15 protein-coding genes are annotated in these 20,533 nt (G+C 35.8%); 5 read left to right on the top strand and 10 right to left on the bottom strand.

Annotated features, from left to right (window positions below; genetic code table 11):
* Window positions 1-99: 99 nt before the first annotated feature.
* The 3 genes from AB3U99_RS23490 to AB3U99_RS23480 all read left to right on the top strand — a co-directional run bounded on the left by AB3U99_RS23490 (window position 100) and on the right by AB3U99_RS23480 (window position 6,835).
* Complete coding sequence (locus tag AB3U99_RS23490) at window positions 100-2,586, top strand: helicase-related protein (protein ID WP_400244349.1); 2,487 nt, start codon at window positions 100-102, stop codon at window positions 2,584-2,586.
* 594 nt (window positions 2,587-3,180) lie between these two features.
* The gene (locus AB3U99_RS23485; protein WP_400244348.1) at window positions 3,181-5,964 is read left to right on the top strand and encodes an ATP-binding protein; all 2,784 of its coding nucleotides are present in this window, start codon (window positions 3,181-3,183) and stop codon (window positions 5,962-5,964) included.
* A 13-nt stretch (window positions 5,965-5,977) separates the two neighbouring features.
* Window positions 5,978-6,835 carry a CheR family methyltransferase gene (locus AB3U99_RS23480; RefSeq protein ID WP_400244347.1) on the top strand — a complete coding sequence of 286 codons (858 nt, stop codon included), beginning with the start codon at window positions 5,978-5,980 and terminating at the stop codon, window positions 6,833-6,835.
* 514 nt (window positions 6,836-7,349) lie between these two features.
* Here AB3U99_RS23480 and AB3U99_RS23475 read toward each other — a convergent pair.
* The 3 genes from AB3U99_RS23475 to AB3U99_RS23465 form a co-directional block, all read right to left on the bottom strand.
* Entirely contained in the window at window positions 7,350-8,495 is a 1,146-nt protein-coding gene (locus AB3U99_RS23475; protein ID WP_400244346.1) for a SpoIIE family protein phosphatase, read from the bottom strand.
* A 303-nt stretch (window positions 8,496-8,798) separates the two neighbouring features.
* Window positions 8,799-9,482 carry a DUF4956 domain-containing protein gene (locus AB3U99_RS23470; RefSeq protein WP_400244344.1) on the bottom strand — a complete coding sequence of 228 codons (684 nt, stop codon included), beginning with the start codon at window positions 9,480-9,482 and terminating at the stop codon, window positions 8,799-8,801.
* A 30-nt stretch (window positions 9,483-9,512) separates the two neighbouring features.
* Window positions 9,513-10,211, bottom strand: a complete 699-nt coding sequence (locus AB3U99_RS23465; RefSeq protein WP_400244342.1) for a polyphosphate polymerase domain-containing protein — start codon at window positions 10,209-10,211, stop codon at window positions 9,513-9,515.
* A 252-nt stretch (window positions 10,212-10,463) separates the two neighbouring features.
* On the opposite strand from AB3U99_RS23465, the gene AB3U99_RS23460 reads away from it, so the two are divergent.
* Complete coding sequence (locus AB3U99_RS23460) at window positions 10,464-12,452, top strand: carbohydrate-binding domain-containing protein (RefSeq protein WP_400244340.1); 1,989 nt, start codon at window positions 10,464-10,466, stop codon at window positions 12,450-12,452.
* Between the two features lie 500 nt (window positions 12,453-12,952).
* Here the strand turns inward: AB3U99_RS23460 and AB3U99_RS23455 are convergent, their stop codons facing one another.
* The 4 genes from AB3U99_RS23455 to AB3U99_RS23440 form a co-directional block, all read right to left on the bottom strand.
* Window positions 12,953-13,795 (bottom strand): hypothetical protein, encoded by an 843-nt coding sequence (locus tag AB3U99_RS23455; RefSeq protein WP_400244338.1) that lies wholly within the window; start codon window positions 13,793-13,795, stop codon window positions 12,953-12,955.
* A gap of 173 nt (window positions 13,796-13,968) precedes the next feature.
* Window positions 13,969-14,952, bottom strand: a complete 984-nt coding sequence (guaC, locus tag AB3U99_RS23450; protein WP_400244336.1) for a GMP reductase — start codon at window positions 14,950-14,952, stop codon at window positions 13,969-13,971.
* A 310-nt stretch (window positions 14,953-15,262) separates the two neighbouring features.
* On the bottom strand, window positions 15,263-15,925 hold the full coding sequence (locus tag AB3U99_RS23445; RefSeq protein ID WP_400244334.1) for an SIMPL domain-containing protein: 663 nt from the start codon (window positions 15,923-15,925) through the stop codon (window positions 15,263-15,265).
* A 19-nt stretch (window positions 15,926-15,944) separates the two neighbouring features.
* Window positions 15,945-16,379 carry a MarR family winged helix-turn-helix transcriptional regulator gene (locus AB3U99_RS23440; protein ID WP_400244332.1) on the bottom strand — a complete coding sequence of 145 codons (435 nt, stop codon included), beginning with the start codon at window positions 16,377-16,379 and terminating at the stop codon, window positions 15,945-15,947.
* 120 nt (window positions 16,380-16,499) lie between these two features.
* On the opposite strand from AB3U99_RS23440, the gene AB3U99_RS23435 reads away from it, so the two are divergent.
* The gene (locus tag AB3U99_RS23435; protein ID WP_400244330.1) at window positions 16,500-17,081 is read left to right on the top strand and encodes an NAD(P)H-dependent oxidoreductase; all 582 of its coding nucleotides are present in this window, start codon (window positions 16,500-16,502) and stop codon (window positions 17,079-17,081) included.
* A gap of 355 nt (window positions 17,082-17,436) precedes the next feature.
* Here the strand turns inward: AB3U99_RS23435 and AB3U99_RS23430 are convergent, their stop codons facing one another.
* Genes AB3U99_RS23430 through AB3U99_RS23420 form a run of 3 tightly spaced genes read right to left on the bottom strand, consistent with a single transcriptional unit; the run spans window position 17,437 to window position 20,492 of the window.
* The gene (locus AB3U99_RS23430) at window positions 17,437-18,528 is read right to left on the bottom strand and encodes a Gfo/Idh/MocA family protein (RefSeq protein WP_400244328.1); all 1,092 of its coding nucleotides are present in this window, start codon (window positions 18,526-18,528) and stop codon (window positions 17,437-17,439) included.
* A gap of 35 nt (window positions 18,529-18,563) precedes the next feature.
* The gene (locus tag AB3U99_RS23425; protein ID WP_400244326.1) at window positions 18,564-19,301 is read right to left on the bottom strand and encodes a ThuA domain-containing protein; all 738 of its coding nucleotides are present in this window, start codon (window positions 19,299-19,301) and stop codon (window positions 18,564-18,566) included.
* 30 nt (window positions 19,302-19,331) lie between these two features.
* A complete protein-coding gene (locus tag AB3U99_RS23420) occupies window positions 19,332-20,492 on the bottom strand; it encodes a Gfo/Idh/MocA family protein (RefSeq protein WP_400244325.1) in 1,161 nt (386 codons plus the stop codon).
* Between the last annotated feature and the right edge of the window lie 41 nt (window positions 20,493-20,533).

The following is a 20,533-nucleotide window of genomic DNA, read 5'->3' as shown; positions in this document are numbered from 1 at the left end:
AAGAAACTCCAAAAAATATTAAAAAAACTACATGACTAAGATAAAATAAAGGAAAATAAGTAAAAGATGAGTGGAAATACATTTTCATAGGAGTTCATAATGATTAATTCAATATTAAAAATCCAATATGATAGAGCGATTCACCAAACAAAAAATCTTATCATGAATGACGTAAATAAATATTTAGAAAAACAAGAAAGTCTACCAACCTTTGAAGAATATATGGAAGATCGAAAAGTGTTTATCGAGCAAATGTGGTTAAATACTTGGCTTAATACGGCAACTAGTCATATTCGTTATGCTGAAAAAAAGGATTATCTTACAAACATAGGGCTAGGCATCAGCAATCTTAATAAAAAGGACATTAATCGATTGTTTCGAAACGAAATTCGAGAGGTCGAAGTATTTCCATATGAGGCATGGCTGAGAACAAAGCTGGGAGAAAATAAGGAAATATGGAAAAAAAGATATGAAGAGAAAAGAGAAGTTTATTTACTAAAAGTAGAAGAACAAATGGAACTGGAAAAAAAGCGTAAATATACAGTTAAATTCTCTTATTATATCGAGCAATTAATGGAGAAGCACTATGAGGAACTTTTTCTCTATATTCGTTATTTAACTGGATGTAATATTGCTGTTGAGATTGATCGAAATGGGATTTTGTTATCCTCCATGGAAGTAACGTTTGAAGAATATTTATCAAATGAAATGGATATGGCTTATAATCAATTTTATTTTTTAGAGGATCGAACAGAAGCCTATGAAAATTTAATGTTTCAACATTTGCTTGATTTTTTCCCTACATGGGTAAAAGATAAACTGCCAACTCGGATCAAAGAAGAATACGAAGAAGTATTTGATAGTTCCTTATCCAATTCTTTTTTATTAGAAGTTAGTGCGCCGTTACTTGAAGAAATAACAGCAGAGTTTCTAGAAGATTTATTTCCTGAATATATCATCGATCTAGAGAAGCTGTTAGATATTCCTTTTGATGTGGAAATCCATAAGGAGATAATGGAAAAGGATCGTCAAAGGAAAGAACAGAAGGAAGCGGAAGATAGAGAGGAACAAAGGCGCCGAAAAGACGAAGAAGCTAGAATGATCGAGGATATTTTTGGTAAGGAATACTATCCTCCGACTAGTAGGGATATAAAATATGTATTGCATATTGGTGAAACGAATACTGGTAAAACCTATCAAGCAATTACTCGTATGATGGAAGCAAACAGCGGCCTATACTTGGCTCCGTTAAGGCTATTGGCACTGGAAATTTATGAAACATTAAATCAGAATGGTGTCCCTTGCTCCCTTAAAACTGGAGAAGAGGAAAAGCTTAAACTAGAGGCTCAACATCAATCTAGTACAGTAGAAATGTTTCATGAAAAAGATTTTTATGACGTTATAGTTATCGATGAAGCGCAAATGATTGCAGATAAGGAACGAGGGTTTTCGTGGTATCGAGCCATTACAAAGGCAAATGCGAAAGAGGTTCATATTATTGCAAGTCTACATGCAAAAAATATGCTTCTACAGCTATTGGGAGATAAGAATGTGGAGATCCATGAGTATCATAGAGATACGCCATTACAAATAGAAATGGATTTATTTCAATTGAGCCATACGAGAAAAGGAGATGCACTTGTATGCTTTTCAAGAAGAGGGGTACTAGAAACGGCTTCTGAGCTACAAAGAAAGGGCTGGCAAGTAAGTGTAATTTACGGAAGTATGCCTCCAGAAGCTAGAAAAAAACAAATGCAGCGGTTTATTGAAGGAGAAACAAAGGTAATTGTTTCAACAGATGCCATTGGAATGGGGCTTAATTTGCCGATAAGAAGAATTGTTTTCTTAGAGAATGACAAATTTGATGGCATAAGAAGAAGGATTTTAAGCTCACAGGAAGTGAAGCAGATTGCGGGTAGAGCAGGGAGAAAAGGAATTTATGATGTTGGTAGAGTTGCTTTTACAAGCGATCGTAAAAAGATGAAGTATCTATTAGAAAAAAAGGATGAAGATCTTTATGGATTTACGATTGCACCAACCAATGCTGTATTAGAAAGATTTCAAAAGTATTCCAATAATCTCGGACTTTTCTTTTATTTATGGGGACATTTTAAAAGTCCAGAGGGAACCAAAAAAGCATCGTTAGCAGAGGAAGTACAATTATATGAGATGATAATGGATACAATGGTGGAAGCAAGAATGTCCTTACATGACTTATTCAGCTTTTTAAAGCTTCCATTTGCAACAAGTGAAGCAGCTTTACGTGCTCAATGGAAAATCAATATGGAGGCAATTGTTGAGAATAAAGATTTACCAGAGCCAAAAATAAAAAGCGATAGCTTGGAGGAGTTGGAGTTATCGTATAAGTCTATCGGCCTTCATTTATTATTTTTATATAAATTAGAACGAAGAACGGAAGCTTATTATTGGGAAAAGCTAAGAGGAGAATTGAGTGATCAAATAAATGATCATTTGAAAGCTGGGATTAAAGGGAAAAAGCGCGTTAAAACATGTAGGAAGTGTGGAAAAGAGCTGTCATCTAGATTTAAATTTTCTATTTGTAATGATTGTTTTTATAGAACATAATTTGGAATAGTATTCTATTGCATATTGCTGACAGAGCAAGGGAAAAAGAAGAGGCTGGGATAAAACTAAATAAATAATTTTTAATAAGAACAATCTCTAATTTAGCTCTTAAATAAAGCTACTTTCTCATGTTGGTTATCTATGTTTTTAAATATAGTCAAGTGTAAAAACTAAGTCGTTCCATTGCGCTACAGACGCACGATGCGCAGGGGAGGAAGCTGTGCCCTCCTCGCTGCGCTGCGGGGTCTAAAGCGTCTCTATTTCCCGCAGGAGTCGAGCGTCCTCCGCTCCATTTCACTTCGTTTTTAAACCTTTTTCCCAACTGATAAACACGAACTTTTATGTATATTATAACTATATAAAAGTTTGTGTTTATTATTAGTTGAAATGCTTATGTCCCAGCCTCTTTCCTACGATTAATCAAGTATTTATTTATTTGTTGATTAGAAGTTTTATTAAAATAGATAAGTTGAGTCAAAAGCAAAAGTCATTTACACTAAAATTAATAAAAGAAAATAGAGCTAATTTCCTTTTCATTTTTTTCCTAAATACTATACTATTAAAATAGAAACTAAGTTAAGGAAGGTAATTTAAATGGAATCGAAATTCAAGTTCGGAATTCGCTCCAAAATTATCCTTGGTTACATTGTTATTATCCTTTGTTTACTTGTGTCGGTAATTTTGCTCAATAATCAAATTCGATCCCTGCAACAGGAACGTAACTCGATTATTAATTATGATTCTCGCATACAGGAATTAACTGCTGCCATTGAAAAAAGTGTATTAGATATGGAAACCGGTCAGCGTGGATTTATAATTACAGGTAACCAAAGCTACTTAATTCCGTATAACGATGGAAAGGAAAACTGGGAAGCGCAATTTAATGAACTTTATCAGTTAATGAGAGATAAACCTGCTCAGCAGAAAAATTTATTAGAAATAAAAGATAATATTGAGAATTGGATTAGGACAGCAGGCGAGCCAACCATCCAATACAAAGAACAGAATAATACAGATGCACTTAATGCATTTTTTGAGACAGATTCTGGTCGGGATTATATTAATGAGATTACAGAGAAGTTTAGCTCGCTCAGAGATACAGAAAAAGCAGCATCTGATAATCAAGCAGCAAAGTTGGATAAACAAAATAATACAGTAACCATTGGGCTATTTGGCGTATTAGTTCTGATTTCCCTCGTCGCTATTATAATGGCGAGCCAAATTTCTAAATCGATTGTTAGAACGATAAAAGAAGTTACAGGCTCCATTAGTACCATTGCTGCATCTAAAGGCATCATTAATACACGCATACATGTGAGAACTAATGATGAAATAAAGGAGCTTGCAGAAGCGACTAATCACCTTCTTGACAGTGTAGAGCAGAGAGAATGGCTCCAGTCTAATGTTGCTGATATTGTCATGAAGTTTCAAGGGATTGCTTCTATTGAAGCTTTGTCTAACATGTTTATCACGGAACTGGCTAAAAAAACAGATGCTAGTTTTGGGGCATTCTATGTGAAAGATGCACAACAAAAAAGGGAAACTTATGTGAAAGCAGCAACATTTGCAGAATCAGGGGATACGATTGGCAGAGACACTTTCCAATTAGGAGAAGGACTAATTGGTCAAAGTGCCAAAGAACAGCGTATGATTCACTATAAGGAAATACCTAGTGATTACCGTTTAATCGCAACAGGTTTAGGGAATGTTTCACCGAGCAGTATTATTATTGTCCCAGTTATGTTTGAGGAAGACGTTATTGCTGTCTTGGAGCTTGCAACAATGACTGAGTTTACGAAGCTTCAGCAAGATCTGATTGTTGGTATAGTAGAATCATTTGGATTAACGATTAATAGTATCATGGGTAGAATGGAAATTGTTCGCTTATTAAACGAATCTAGAGCCATGACCGAGGAGCTACAGGTTCAATCTGAAGAACTGCAAACACAGTCAGAGGAATTACAATCACAGTCTGAAGAGTTGCAAATGCAAAAAGAAGAACTGATGGCTACAAATGAACAACTAGAAGATCGGACAAGAGAGGCGGAAGCGAAGACTAAAGATTTAGAAAAAGCAAAAGAGGAATTAGAAGAGAAAACAGAATTGGTCATTCAAAATTCTAATTATAAATCAGAGTTCTTAGCAAATATGTCCCATGAATTAAGAACGCCATTAAATAGTATTCTAATTCTTTCGGAAATGCTTGCAGAAAATGACTCAAATCGTCTGTCGGCAGAGGAAATGGAGTTTGCAAACGTTATTCATTCTTCTGGTAAAGATCTTCTTTCTCTTATAAATGATATTCTTGATCTTTCCAAAGTCGAGGCAGGAAAGCTCGATGTTCATTTTAGTGAGGTAAGCATTAATGATATTTCATTACAATTGGAAAGAAGTTTTGCCCCTATTGCAAAGCAGAAGGAAGTAGAATTTATTATACATAAGCAGGAAACACTCAAAGATATCGTGTATACAGATGAAAAGAGATTCCAACAAATTATAAAAAATCTATTATCCAATGCATTTAAGTTTACGGAAAGTGGATCAGTTTCTTTAAATATTAAGGAAAAGAACCAGATAAGCCGAAGCATGAGAGAATTAAGCAACGAGTGGCTGGAAATTTCGGTATCGGATACAGGTATCGGGATTCCGAGAGATAAACATAAATTAATCTTTGAAACATTCCAGCAGGCAGATGGGGCAACTGTACGCAAATATGGTGGTACTGGTCTAGGGCTATCTATTTGTAGAGAATTTGCTAGATTACTAGGTGGATGGATTTCCTTGAAAAGCTCAGAAGGAAAAGGAAGTGCATTTACCCTAACTATTCCAAGTCTTCCTAATGGAATAGCTGATGCAAAGATCAATATTAGTGACATAAATGTTGCTGCTACAATGGAAGTGAAAAAGCAAGAGGCTCGATTTGAAATAGATAAAGAAGAGAAAAGGCATGAGGAAGAAAGAAAAGCGGAAATCCTGTTGTCTACTGATAAACATGATGATGTATTTAAAGGAAAAAAAGTATTGATTGTTGATGATGATAACCGAAATATATTTGCCATTAAAACAACTCTTGAAAAAATAGGGATGGACGTCCTTGTCGCACAAAATGGAAAGGAATCCTTGGGAATCATTGAAGAAACACCTGACTTAGATGTCATTCTAATGGATATTATGATGCCAAATATGAATGGTTATGAAACAATGACTATTATTCGTCAAACGATGAACTTGACCGAAATACCTATTATTGCATTGACCGCTAAAGCAATGAAAAACGATCGCGAAAAATGCCTAGAAGCGGGCGCGTCGGATTATATTAGTAAACCACTAGATTTAGATCAATTATATTCAGTTTTAAGAGTTTGGCTAGTTAAGTAAGGAGGAGTCGGTTATGAATAATCCATTCCTGAATAACGATCAAGAGGTAGAGAATCCAGATCATGCAGACATAGAAGTGGATCTGCTGCTTGAAGGGATATTTCGATTATCAGGTTTTGATTTTCGTCAATATAACCGGTCTTCTATTACGCGCAGGATCTACTACAGAATGGAAATGGATAATATTCCCACGATTACTCGATTGCTGGAACGAGTGATTCATGAAGAAGTTTTCCTCGAACAGCTTTTAAATGATTTTTCTATCAATGTAACGGAAATGTTTAGGAATCCAACCTTTTTTCGTGCATTTAGAGAGCAAATAATCCCACATTTACGAAAGTATGATGAAATCCGGATATGGCATGCGGGATGTGCTACAGGGGAAGAAGTATTTTCGATGGCTATTTTATTGGAAGAAGAGGGGCTAAAGGAAAAGGCAGTTATATATGCAACTGATATGAATGAAAATGTACTTCAAAAGGCAAGCGAAGGGGTATTTCCTCTACATAAAATGCAAGCATATACGAAAAATTATATGCTTGCCGGAGGAACAAATGCGTTCTCAGAATATTATAAAACCGACCATCAATATGCTTATTTTCATTCTGATCTATTGAAAAACATTATATTTGCCCAACATAATTTAGTAACAGACCAATCATTTAATGAATTTCATGTCATCATTTGTAGAAATGTACTGATTTATTTTAATCCCATGCTCCAAAACCAGGTGCATCACCTATTTTATGAAAGCTTGAGTAAAGAAGGTTTTATTGGTTTAGGAGATAAAGAGACATTAAGCTTTGTTGAAGTCATGCCAAAATATAGAGAGCTTGCCGGTGGAGAAAGACTTTATCAGAAAATGTACTAAGAACCATATGAGCTTTTCTAAAACAATAAAAGAGGCTAGGACATAAGTATTCCAGCCATAGATAAACCCGAACAACTATACGGTGGTTCCGTGTGATTGTTCGGGTTTATATTGGTTTATAAAAGGCTGTTTCAGTAAAGATGGTGTTATTATCCGCAGCCTAAAATACACTTCGCTTTCCATGGGGCGAGCGTCGAGCCGCTTCGTCACTTAAGTTCCTGCAAGGTCTCGGACTTTCTCGCAGCTCCCATAGGAGTCTACGTGTATTCAGACTGCTCAGTTCTTCCAAATAATTAATTTTTTCTATTAAAAAACATTTTTTAGAAAAATAATCTTTAAAGACGAACTTGTTCTTACACTTAACTATATTTAAAAACACAAATAACCAAATATATGATAGCACAACGGTTATTTAATAGTAAATTAGGGATTGTTCGCCTTTACAGATCTTCTATTTTGTTTTGTCCCAGCCTCTTTTATTTACTATGTAAAACGTTAAAAAGGTACAAAAGGTTTAATTACTTGCTTTTGCTTGAATCATTAATACACACATGTCATCAGGCTGATTGGACTGCTGCTCTTTCGTTAATAGATGATCCATCACGGAACAGGTGTGTTCCCATTTTTTGGAGGTGATCGCTTGAATTTGCTTTTCTGCTTCAAATTCACAGGGTCCCATTGCTTCTAGTACACCATCTGTATAAAGTATGATTTGTATATCTTTCTCAAAGGAAACTTCTTTTGTATTAATTTCCATTTCATCAAAAAATCCTACTGCGCAAGTACCTTGTTCTAAAGCCACTACTTCCTTTTCATCCATTAGCATATATCCATAGGGATGACCTGCATTGACGTACTCCACTGTTTTCTTCTCTGTATCAATTACTAAATAGATGGCGGTAAAGTAAAAAGGAAGACCTTCTTTTTCATTTTTTAATAGAGTCATATAACGATTTAACTCTTTAATAACAAGTTCAGGCTTTACTAATTGTTTAACTGATTCTCTTAGAACAGAAGAGATAAACATACACACTAAAGAGGCAGAGATTCCATGTCCCATCATATCTAAAAGAATGATAGCGTATTTGTGATCGTCCACTTTATGCCAGTAATACATATCACCAGCAAGATTAAAGGAAGGTAAATAAGAAACTTCGATATGCATATGCTCATCTTTTAAGGGTGTGCTCAATAAGCTTCTTTGAACATGTGTTGCTAAATCTAATTCATATTGAATTTTTTTCTCGTGTTGGGTATGCCAATCCAGCTCAGCCTTTAACCGTAGAGCAACGCGTATTCTTGCAAGGAGTTCGATTTTATTTAGAGGCTTCGTAATATAGTCTACGCCGCCAATATCCAAAGCTTCCGCGAGCTTATTCTTATCTTCTAATGCTGTTACAAAGATAATCTGAATATCCTTAAGGTGTTCCACTTTTTTAATGCGTTTACAAGCTTCAATGCCATCGATTTCTGGCATCATAATATCGAGCAATATTAAATCCACACTATTCCCTGTCGAAAGAGGAGCATCAAGTTGTAAATAATGAAATAATTCCTGGGCTGACGTAAGCGATACACAATCATCGTACCCAGCATTTTTTAGTATTTTTTCCATTACAAATAGATTGACAGTATTGTCATCTACTAAAAGAATAGTCATAATTCTTATAACTCCTTGTCTATTATGATGTTAAGAAATAAATTATGTATAACTTCTTTTATTTATAACCTTCTAGTATATATAACTCCAATTATACAGATATTTATTGGATAATAATAATTATAAGTATTATAGAATGGAAAGTAAGAGACGGGGAAAAGAAAAAAACATCGCAATATAAGAATTTTCTTAGATTGGATGTTTCCTTCTGTTTATAAAACTTGTTGTTTTAAAGATCCACGAAGGGCTAAATCTCATGGAAAGGGATTGTAGTATTGAATTCGGTATTTTGATAATTTTTCATTATGCGGTGAAATTGCCATCATAGCTAAGCATAATTGCTGATTTCACGCCATCAAGCTTAGAAATACTATTAATGAAGGTAGAATTATTCTCTTTCACACGAATTTCGTATGTTACTTCAAAATCATTTCCAGGCATAATGGATTTTGATTTTATAGAGAATTTTTTTGCATGATTTGAAATAGTTTTTGTTAACGAATCCTCTAATGCTTCATTTGTATATTTAACAACTAATAAATACGGATTTTCAATTTTGATTCGGTTTGTAAACAGAATAAGGACTATTCCAATTAAGAGTGCACCTAATATAACTAGGACGATAAATCCTGCTCCACAAAGTATGCCTGTAACAATTGCCCAGAATAGATAAACTAAATCCATAGGATCTTTAATAGGGGTTCTAAAGCGTACAATCGATAAGGCACCGACCATTCCGAGTGATAATAAAACATTGGATGATATCCCGATAATGATTAAGGCAGTTGCCATTGAGATAATAATAAGAGAGATATTAAAGGTGTGGGAATAAATTACACCTGAGAAAGTTTTCTTGTAAACATAATAGATAAATAAACCGACACCAAAAGCTACTAACAGTCCTATTAATGAATCAATTACTGAAAAGTTACTTGTTTTTTCTAAAATACTTGATTTGAAAATATCTTCGAAGCTAATATTACTCATTTTGTTGTTCCTCCTTGAATTTATATAAATTTATCCATACATTCTGCTGATTTGATATTTAGAATAAGTTCCTTTTCTTCTATCACTTAATTGAAGAAGATTTTTGATCATTTCAGGCAAAAACTCATCGTATTTAACCTCTAAAATGGTGATATTCGGATTGGTTTCAACCATTGGTAAATCTCTGTTTAGAACATCATTATTTCGAAAGCTTGTTTGGATAGAGCTATCAAAGGTTACCCGGACATTTCCATAACGATATATAAAGACTTCACGTACATAATCTACAACCGTCTGTGGCTTTAACTGATATAAACTCATATGAATGAATAATTCTTTGACCAATTCGCGATGGTCATTTTCCATCCACTTAATATCTCCAAGGCGGATTTTTTCATATTCTTCTGCTGTGATCCTACATTTATCTTTATAGGTCAAATTATTGCGTTTGCTTTTTCTTTCTAAATTTAAGAAGTTTGTATTATAGTCATACAACCTTACTCGAAATTTATCCCGATTAAGAAGGCCTTCTTTTTTTTGTATAAGTGCTTTGTTTTCGAAATTATCGAAATAAACACTTCTAATTAGATACTTCCCATTATTGGTAGCATGGGGGTCAACTTCCATCACATGCTTTAATTTATTTCTTAATAGATAACAATCTATTTGATTTAATTCATGTTTTAGTTCGGTTCTGCCATTTAGGCCGTCTAGTTTTTGTGCTTCCATTTTGATTCTCCTTCCTGTTAACTGCTTGGACACATTATCATTTATAAACCTTAATCTATCCTTAAGATTTTTAAGTAGGTTTTAATTTTTTGTGAAATTAGTGTAAGAACAGATGAAGGATGGGATAGATGAGACCTTTTCTCTCCATATATGGGAAGAAAACTGGAAAAATAAATAAAAATTAAATTCTAAAGGAATTGTTAAGGTTTTGTACTCATAATGAAGGCATGGTGAATGAAAGGAGACATGATAATGAAAAAAAGTAAATTGAAAAAGTTTGTCTTGCCTATTGCATGTACCTTGCTTTTATTTGCATGTAGTAAGGACAGTGATAACTCCAAAAATAGTAATGCTAGCTCACTTAGTGAAATGGATGTGAGTGCATATATTAGTGAAAATATAAGTTATGAAGAGGAGGATTATCGAACGAATTGGGAAGAAGAAAATCCTATTTTTATTGCTTTAGATGGGGACAAAGTTTCTTATGATGAATCTACGGCAATAATGACATCTGGATCAACTGTTACCATAAGATCTGGAGGAGTATATGTTTTAAGCGGTGATTTGGATGACGGGCAGATAGTAGTTGATGCACCAGATACAGGAAAGGTTCAATTAGTTTTAAATGAAGTAGACATTCATAATAGTAAGTCTGCGGCGATTTTTATAAAAGAAGCAGAAGATACCATTATTACCCTTGCAGAGGATACGGAAAATCTTGTGTCTGATGGAGAAACTTATACGGAAGATGATGGATCTGGTGAGCCCAATGCAGCAATTTTTAGTAAGGATGACTTAACAATAAATGGGACAGGTACTTTAGAAGTAGTAGGAAATTATGATAATGGAATTGGAAGTAAAGATGATTTGCGAATTATGGAAGGAAATATAAAAGTAACGGCAGTAGATGATGCTATTTTAGGCAGAGATTTAGTAGCAATAAAGAGTGGAACGGTTGAAATTAATGCAGGTGGAGATGGCATTAAATCAACGAATACAAATGATACAAAAGGTATCATTGCCATTGAAGATGGTACATTTAATATAAAAGCTGGAACAGACGGAATACAAGCTGAGTCTTCTCTCTATGTGGCAGATGGCGATTTTACCATTACAGCAGGTGGAGGAAGCCCTGAGACTATTGAAGTAAGAGAGGAAATGATGGGAGGACAACCTTGGGGAAATAGCACGGCTGAAGAGACAGAAGCGGAGGAAACACCAAGTACAAAAGGTTTAAAAGCAAATAAGGAGATTGCTATTGGTGGTGGAACGTTTGAGATAGATACGTTAGATGATGCCGTTCATAGTGACACAAATATTACGATTATGGATGGGGAATTTACTATTCTAACTGGTGATGATGGTATTCATGCAGAGAATGAGCTCTTAATTGCTAATGGAACGATCGATATTAAAAAAAGTTATGAAGGAATAGAAGGAAAAATAGTCACTATTAATAACGGAGATCTCTCCGTTATAACAGCAGATGACGGTATTAACGTTAGTGATGGTAGCAGTGAAAGTGCCGCTCCTGGTGGAGGAATGGGCATGGAATCAGCAGGAAATGCACTACTAACCATTAATGGAGGAAATGTCTACGTAGAGGCAGATGGAGATGGATTGGATGCAAATGGGTCAATCGTGGTAACAGGCGGTACGATCATTGTTAATGGCCCAACGAATGCCGGAAACGGAGCACTGGACTATGATGGTAGCCTTGAAATAAGCGGTGGGACATTGATAGCGCTAGGCAGTTCAGGGATGGCCCAGACAACATCTGATACATCTAAGCAAAACTCGATTATGATGACCTATTCAGAAACGCAAAAAGCTGGCACTATTGTTCATTTAGAAGATAGTGATGGGAATACTATTGTAACAGTAAAACCGAACAAGGATTACCAAACAGTTGTGATCAGCACATCGAAGATTGCAAAAGAAAGCACTTATGTATTGTATTCTGGTGGGAGTAGCACAAAGGTACAAAGTAATGGTTTATCTACAGGTTCATATGAAAAAGGGACAAAAGTTGTTGAATATACTGTTTCCGATACATTAACCTATGTAGATGAATCTGGTATTTCAGAGGCACCTACCAATAATATGGGAGGACCAGGTGGCGGTGGTGGACGAGGACAGGGTGGTGGAACACCACCAAGCGGTAATTTTGAAGGTGGGCGTGGAGAAGCCTCAGATGGGAATCAAAATGGCGGACAAACTAACGATTCTAGTTCTCAATAAATTGCTGTTCATTCCTATCAATTTAACAGAACGAAAAAGAGGCTGGGACAAAACTAAATAGCCAATCTGAAAAGACGAACAACCCTTAATTTAGCTCTTAAATATAGGCTACTTTTTCATGCTAGTTATTTATGATTTTAAATATAGTCAGTGTAAAAACTAATTCGTTATTAAAGATTGTTTTTCTATAACTATTATGGAAATAGAAAAAATTAATTAATTGGAAAGACGGAGCAGCCTGAATACACGTAGACTATGGGAGCTGCGAGAAAGTCCGAGACCCTGCAGGAACTTAAGTGACGAAGCGGCTCGGCGCTCGCCCCATGGAAAGCGAAGTGTATTTTAGGCTGCGGATAATAACACCATCTTTACTGAAACAGCCTTTTATAAACCGATATAAACCCGAACAATCATATGAAGTATCGTATGGTTGTTCGGGTTTGTTTATGGCTGGAATACTTATGTACCAGCCTCTTTTCATGCTTCTTTTCTTTTTACTCTCATTTTTCTCTAAAAGTTAAATATCTCTTTGCCCGCTTTGGATATATCCCTGCTGTAAGAAGCAGAGACCATGTTGCTTGCCCTTCTAAACGGCCGATGGAACCATGCAGAATTAGCCCCAGAAACTGCTCGTCAATAGGAAAATTATTTACTTGAAATTGTTTATTTGTATGAAGATTGGAAAGATAAACGGTGTTTCCATCAATATTGATTATTTGAAAGAAATTATCTTCCACCTCTTTACATTCCTCTAGGCGTTGGCTAACTCTTGATAAATCTTCTTGATAATCCCAATCTGATTCGAAAAATTTAGGATACATTTGCAGATATAATCTATTTAACAATTCCTCACATAACTGTAACTCATGAAACGTTTCCTCGTAAGGAGCTAATGTCTTTGTCCAGGAGGTTTTCTGCCTTTGGTCTAGCCATATGGAAAATTTTTTGAGTTCGTAGATAAAGTATTGGAGACTATTGCTTTCTTTGGAGATTTTTAATGCATTAGGTAGGTGAATAAAAAGGAGTAACTCGACAAAAGATTTCCTGCATTTATGCCAAGAGGTAGGCATGTTATCTTCTAAGTAATCGGTAAGATAACTGGAGAATGTTCGCAGAAACTCATTACGAAAAAAATCAGTAGGATTTTCCATTTTATAAGCAATTAAATCATCTCCATAATACTCAAACAGTCCTCTATATCGCATATTAAATTGGGAACTAATTTCTATTTTCTTCAGTATCTCGCTTCTGCTTTGTGTGCCGGTAAGTGGGATGAGTTTAATTCTGGTTTCTGGGGATTTCGACCGTTCGCGGTAGTTTGTGTGGAAAGAAAAGCGCTTCATAAAAAATCAATCAACCTTTCTGTTTCTATTTTGTTTTGGGGAATATGAGAGGTAATTCTAGAGGTTAACTATATTATACTTTGATTATGAATCTATGTCACTATTTTAACTGGGTGCATTTGTAAAAATAGAGAAAGACTTATTGAGTAAGTCCTTCCCTGTTTTTTTGAAAATTAATATACTTTATCACCGTTAAAGATAGAGTTTTTAACGATTACATAATCAACATTGCGAATGGAATCTAATTTTTTTCCGCCTGCATAAGAGATAGACGACTGAAGATCTTGTTCCATTTCTGTTAATGTATCTTGTAAGGAGCCTTTATGCTCTACATACATTTTTTTACCTTCGACGTTTTTCTTTTCTCCTTTTTGAAACTCAGAAGCAGAACCGAAATACTCTTTATAAAGCTTTCCGTCTTTTTCAGTTGTTTCACCTGGAGACTCTTCATGTCCAGCAAATAAGGAACCGATCATTACCATCGTTGCTCCAAAACGAACAGATTTTGCGATGTCACCATGTGTGCGAATACCACCATCTGCAATAATTGGCTTGCTTGCAGCCTTTGCACACCAGCGCAATGCAGCTAATTGCCAACCGCCTGTTCCAAAACCTGTTTTAATTTTAGTTATGCAAACTTTACCAGGTCCGATTCCTACTTTTGTAGCATCTGCACCTGCATGCTCAAGTTCTCTTACTGCTTCAGGAGTTCCCACATTACCAGCAATAACAAAGCTATCTGGTAAATGCTTTTTAATATGCTTAATCATATTGATAACGGCATTAGAATGGCCATGTGCGATATCAATTGTAATAAATTCAGGAACGATATTTTCTTCTGCTAATTGGATAATAAAGTCATATTCCTCTGGTTTCACACCAACACTAATAGAAGCGATTAACTCACGAGATTGCATATCACGTATAAAAGTCTTACGTGTTTCTGGCTGGAAACGATGCATAATATAGAAATAGCCATTCTCAGCTAAATATACAGCGATTTTTTCGTCGATAATGGTTTGCATATTTGCAGGGACTACCGGAAGCTTAAATGTATGTCCACCTAATGTTACTGTTGTATCACATTCTAAACGGCTATCCACAATACATTTTGCCGGAATTAATTGTATATCTTCGTAATCAAACACGTTATCCATTAAATACACTCCTAAACACGAATATTAAGGTCTGTTTATTTAAAAACGTTCGACCATTAGGTACTTTACAGCATTTTTGTCAGGATGTCAAAGATTTTTCAACTAATGGAAAAATTTTATTGAAGCGTTATCATTTGGAGAGGAGAGTCAGGGGACCTCAGTTAGGAAGATAAAATTCATCAAAAGATCTCTGTAATAGCCCTCAATAAATAATCAGTGGGGCAGAAAAAAGCCTCACTGATTGTAGTTTTACTTTATTGGAAAATAGTATGTTTATAAATAGGAATGAATTAAAGAAAAAACTTTCCAATTAGTAAGAGAATTTAGCTTCGACCTTAGCCTCCATTATTAATTGACCAGGTTCTAGATTGGTAGATATTCCGCCAACCTCTCCAAAGGACATCTTTGCTAGCGGGATGGGATTGGCAGAACGAGGTGAAATCTCTAATACCCTTACAGGAATAGGATCGATTGTAATGTTTAAAGTCTCAGCGATAGTCTTTGCTTTTGAAACAGAATCTTTTAAAGCATTTTGAAGTGCTTGCTCATAAAATTTTGAAGGATTGCTAACGTCAAATTGAATGCTAGTCACCTGATTTGCACCATTATGAACGGCAGTATCAATAATTGTTCCTGCTAGTTGGATCGTTTCAACAAGGATAGATAGCAAGTGGGTTACCTTATAGCTTCTAAAGACTTGTTTATTTTCCACATAATCATATTGTGGAAAAATAGTATAGTCAACCGTTTGGATATTAGCAGAAGGGATGCCCAACCCTAGAATAGCTGTAACGACTTGTTGATGGATACTAGCATTTTCCTGCTGGGCGGTTGTTACATTTTCCGATTCTGTGTTTATGCCAAGCATGATTTTACAAACATTTGGTTCAATAGACAGTGTGCTACTTCCATACACCGTTAAATTCCTTTTTGGTGGCAGGTGTGTATAAGAAACGGGAGAGGAATGGTACATTGTTATTCACCTCTGGTTTTTATTTTGAAAAAAATAATTTTTTTTGTAATAAATCCATGGCATTGTTGATTTCAAGCAGCTCTTCTTCTTCAAGAATATGGAGTCTTTCTTTTAATTTATAATCAATTTCATAAAATACGGAATCCATGATCGCTTTTCCTTCTTTGGAAAGGACAATATATTGTTTTCTCCGGTCTTTTTCATCGGCATGTTTAGTAATTAAGTCTTTCTCCGTTAATTTTTTTAATTCTCTGCTTATGTTGGGCATGGATATTTGCTGACATTCACTTATATCGCTTGGAATTACTGGCTGATTTACGGAAATATATTCAAGTATACTGTATTGAATAGGAGTTAAATTTTTTGGTCTTAAATCACTAGTTAATGCATGCTTTAGTTGATGGACAGAAGCTGTAAATGTAATAAAGTTTTGGAAAAAATGGTTTTCGTTCAAAATGAATCACCTCATTGGTAAGATAGCATAAAAAGTTATCAATAAACAATTATCATTTGATAACTAAAAGATTATTGATATGATAGTTATCAAATGATAACTATGTAGAGGGGGGTTCTTATGAACCTATTGATCGTTTTTACACATCCGAATCAGAAAAGCTTGAATGGAGCATTTTTAAAAAAGGTAGTAAACGGTAGTCAGGAAAACAGTTCTATAAAGGATATACAGGTTTTAAATTTATATGAAGAAAAATTTAACCCTATTTTACTTTTTAACGAAACAATAAAAAGGCGTCATCTGTATAAGAGCCCGAATTTTTCTAAGTATAGAGACCAGTTGCTATGGGCAGATAAAATCGTGTTTATTTATCCAATTTGGTGGGGAAGACCCCCAGCAATGTTACTTGGGTATTTTGATCAGGTATTTTCCGCTAATTTTGCATATAAAGATACAGGGAGATATACTGCAAAGGGACTGTTAAAAGGAAAATCAGTCATATGTATCTCAACTATGAAAGGCCCACGAATATATCAAGCGTTATTCTTACAGAATGTTCATAGGAATTTAATGAAAAAAGCAGTATTTCGCTTTGTCGGAATGAAAAAAGTGAAGTTTTTTGAGTTCGGAAGCATGGAAGCAAGAGGACAAGCGAAAAATCTAGATAAAATATATCGCTATTTTAGAGATCTGAATGGCTGAAAGAGTCTTTTCTTAAAATAGAATGGCAAATGAACGAAAAATAATTGAATATGGATCCAAAAACACTTTTTGTTATACTTCCCCTTAGATAGACAGATTAAAAATAAAAATCTATTTTATCTTAGGGAGATAACCTGCATGGCATAAGAAGAAAAACCAATTTATGATATAAGATGATGCCACTAGTTCGGTGGATTAATATGGAAAATATAATTTTTGTAAATATTATGGAGACATTATACCAATTTGTACTTTTGTTTGCTTTTTCATAATAAAAGGAATCTCCAAACCAAAGAGGGAGATTCCTTTTATATCGTTTTAAGCGGATATTCTAGTAGTTACAAGAATCGAATTACTAATCCTTTAATTCTAAAGATACTGATTCAGGCCGCTCACAGGTACTTTCCATTATATAATGTTTATCACTATCTGAGGAATCCTGGAAGCCATACATCGCTTCTAAAACGTGATATGCTAATTCGCTATTTGCTCGATAGTTCCCACCTTCGAGAATTGCTTTGGCCATATCAGCAATGCCAAGCCCTCTATTATTTTGGGTATATCCATATGCAAGAGGTACATCTTTAAATTCATTTTCATCGCGTTTCCTTATTTTTATAGGACCATCAAACGTATTAGGATCAGGAACAAGTAGTGTTCCTTCACTTCCATAAATTTCAATAGGAGGAAATGAGCTACCGCCAAAGGCATCAAAGCTTGTTGTAATATTTCCAATTGCACCCGATGCAAAATCTATCACTCCTGAGATATGCGTAGGGGTTGATACTTTCATTTTGGTACCTGCTTTTGGTTTGCTAAGTATCGTTCTTTCTTGATAACTAATACGAGCAGAACCAGAAATTCGTTTAATCGGTCCTAAAAGAGCCACTAAGGCTGTTAAGTAATAAGGTCCCATATCAAACATTGGTCCGCCGCCAATATCATAATAAAAGGCTGGGTCTGGATGCCAATGCTCATGGCCACGACAAATCATGAAGGCAGATGCGCCAATTGGTGTTCCTATTTCACCTTGTTCAATCAGATTGATAGCAGTTTGAATCCCAGCACCCAAGAAGGTATCAGGTGCACTGCCAACGAGAAGATTATACTTCTTAGCTGCTTCTAAAATTTGGTTTCCTTCCTCGCGTGTTACAGCAAGTGGTTTTTCGGTATAAACATGCTTGCCTGCTTCAAGTATTTGGATGCTGACAGAGGCATGTGCTTTTGGAATGGTTAAGTTGATTACTAGTTCAATCTCGGGATCTGAAAGTAGTTCTTCAACAGAATAAGATATTGGAATACCGAACTTTTCAGCTTGAGATCGGGCACGCTGGACATCTAAATCTGCACAGGCGACAAGCTCGAGGTGGGGAAACTTCGGACAGTTTTCCATATAAATAGAACTAATATTCCCACAACCAATGATGCCAATTTTAAGTTTTCTCATAAAGAACCCTCCGGTATATTATGTTTAACTCTTCCTTATTGACTGTCTCCCATACCTGTATAGTTACGTACATTTTCATAAATGGAGGCTTCATTCAACTTTTCGATTCGTTTTTTTCCTTCAGATGCCCACAAAAATCCACGGCGCATAATAAGTGAAACTTCCGGCAGAGCAATGATATTAGCTTGATGGCCTAATGAATTATAAAACACATTTCCCAGACCCCAGCGTTTGGTCCATACTACAGGCATATCCACAGCTTTATTTGCAGCATGAGGACCGTGAACAATCGGGAAGCGAGTGGTAGCTAATACTTCAACAGCCGGATCGTAATGAAGGTAATATTGCTCACTAGCGACTTTAAAATCAGAGAGACCCTCTAAAAGTGGACTAGAAGAATGTTTGATGTTGACCGTGTATTCCACCCCATCATTTCCAGGATGGGCAACCCAATTACCACCCGTCATAAATTGCCAGTCGACATTATTACGAAAAGAGTCACACATACCACCATGGCACCCAGCTAATCCAACACCTGCTGCGACTGCTTCAGAAATATTTAAAACATATTTTTGTTCGATCTCACCCATCGTCCAGTGAGGAACGATTAAATCCAAGGTTTTTAATTTTTCTTTGTCTGCATAGGAGTCTAGTGAATTAGATACCTCTACTTGAAAGTTCTCTTCTTCCAGGATTCCTTTGAAAATTTCTGATACCTTCTCAGGCTGATGACCATCCCAGCCTCCCCAAACAATCAATGCGCTTTTTTTCATAGTAAATACAACTCCTTTATTAAGTTTTTTTTAAACGTCAGCAATTCGGATCCATTGGCGGTTATCAATCGATAAGTCGACCGCTTCTAAGACTTCTTGGCACTTTACGCCATCTCGGAAGTTTGGAACAGGCTGTCGATTTTCTCGGAATGACTCCATAAGTTCAACAATCTCATGAATAAAGGTATGCTCATAGCCAATCGTATGTCCTGGAGGCCACCAGTTTTCCGCAAAAGCGTGAGAAGGGTCAGTTGCTAATACGCGGCGGAAACCTTGTACATCCTCCTTATCATCTGTGAAGTAAACCTGCAGCTCATTCATACGTTCAAAGTCGAAGATGACACTTCCCTTACTTCCATTGATTTCAAAGGAATTTGTACTGCGATGGCCTGCAGCAAAACGTGTGGACTCAAAGCTCCCTAAAGCACCGTTCGCAAAACGAGCCAAGAATAGTGTAGCGTCATCTACGGTCACTTCACCTTTTTTAGAACTATCACTCCCTTTTGCTGATAAGCCCGTCATCTGTGAGGGGATTGGCCGTTCTTTGATAAACGTTTCCTTCATTCCAATAACTTCTGTAATATCGCCGATTAGATAGTGAGACAAATCGATAAGATGAGCCCCTAGGTCTCCGTGAGAACCTGAACCTGCAATGTCTTTCTGAAGTCTCCAAGCTAGAGGGAAGTTTGGGTCCACGAGCCAATCCTGTAAATACCAGGCACGGAAATGATAGATATCGCCCAACCGTCCTTCGTCAATAAGTTTCTTAGCCAGCATAACTGCCGGGGCAAAGCGATAGTTAAATCCAACCATATGTTTGACTCCAGCAGACTCAACTAAATTGAGCATTTCTCTTGAATCTTTTAATGTAAGCGCTAACGGTTTTTCGCAAAAGACATGTTTGCCAGCAGTTGCTGCGGCAATGGTTATTTCTTTATGAACATTACTAGGTGCATTAATATCAATTAGATCAATGTCCTTTCTTTCTAGGAGGCTCTTCCAGTCTGTTGTATATTCCTCCCAGCCGAATTGCTTGGCTGCAACTGTTACACCGTTTAGATCACGTCCGCAAATAACCTTCATCTCAGGATGAACGGTATTCGGGAAAAAGAGTGGAAGATCCCGGTAAGCATGACTATGTGCTTTTCCCATAAATTTATAGCCAACCATTCCAATTCTAAGTTTTTCCATAGCGTATCTCCTTTTTATGTCATTAAGATTACTTTATTATC

This window comes from Niallia tiangongensis (assembly GCF_044704065.1).
GTDB classification, from domain to species: Bacteria; Bacillota; Bacilli; order Bacillales; family Cytobacillaceae; genus Niallia; species Niallia tiangongensis.
The sequence above is the reverse complement of the archived record's forward strand: the minus strand, read 5'-3'. Positions and strand labels throughout refer to the sequence as shown.

Bases quoted from the DNA above. Each gene is read 5' to 3' on its own strand.
- AB3U99_RS23470 (WP_400244344.1), bottom strand. From the start codon at position 9,482: ATGAGTAATATTAGCTTCGAAGATATTTTCAAATCAAGTATTTTAGAA.
- AB3U99_RS23435 (WP_400244330.1), top strand. From the start codon at position 16,500: ATGAACCTATTGATCGTTTTTACACATCCGAATCAGAAAAGCTTGAAT.
- guaC (WP_400244336.1), bottom strand. From the start codon at position 14,952: ATGGATAACGTGTTTGATTACGAAGATATACAATTAATTCCGGCAAAA.
- AB3U99_RS23465 (WP_400244342.1), bottom strand. From the start codon at position 10,211: ATGGAAGCACAAAAACTAGACGGCCTAAATGGCAGAACCGAACTAAAA.
- AB3U99_RS23425 (WP_400244326.1), bottom strand. From the start codon at position 19,301: ATGAAAAAAAGCGCATTGATTGTTTGGGGAGGCTGGGATGGTCATCAG.
- AB3U99_RS23485 (WP_400244348.1), top strand. From the start codon at position 3,181: ATGGAATCGAAATTCAAGTTCGGAATTCGCTCCAAAATTATCCTTGGT.
- AB3U99_RS23460 (WP_400244340.1), top strand. From the start codon at position 10,464: ATGAAAAAAAGTAAATTGAAAAAGTTTGTCTTGCCTATTGCATGTACC.
- AB3U99_RS23480 (WP_400244347.1), top strand. From the start codon at position 5,978: ATGAATAATCCATTCCTGAATAACGATCAAGAGGTAGAGAATCCAGAT.
- AB3U99_RS23475 (WP_400244346.1), bottom strand. From the start codon at position 8,495: ATGACTATTCTTTTAGTAGATGACAATACTGTCAATCTATTTGTAATG.
- AB3U99_RS23455 (WP_400244338.1), bottom strand. From the start codon at position 13,795: ATGAAGCGCTTTTCTTTCCACACAAACTACCGCGAACGGTCGAAATCC.
- AB3U99_RS23430 (WP_400244328.1), bottom strand. From the start codon at position 18,528: ATGAGAAAACTTAAAATTGGCATCATTGGTTGTGGGAATATTAGTTCT.
- AB3U99_RS23420 (WP_400244325.1), bottom strand. From the start codon at position 20,492: ATGGAAAAACTTAGAATTGGAATGGTTGGCTATAAATTTATGGGAAAA.
- AB3U99_RS23445 (WP_400244334.1), bottom strand. From the start codon at position 15,925: ATGTACCATTCCTCTCCCGTTTCTTATACACACCTGCCACCAAAAAGG.
- AB3U99_RS23490 (WP_400244349.1), top strand. From the start codon at position 100: ATGATTAATTCAATATTAAAAATCCAATATGATAGAGCGATTCACCAA.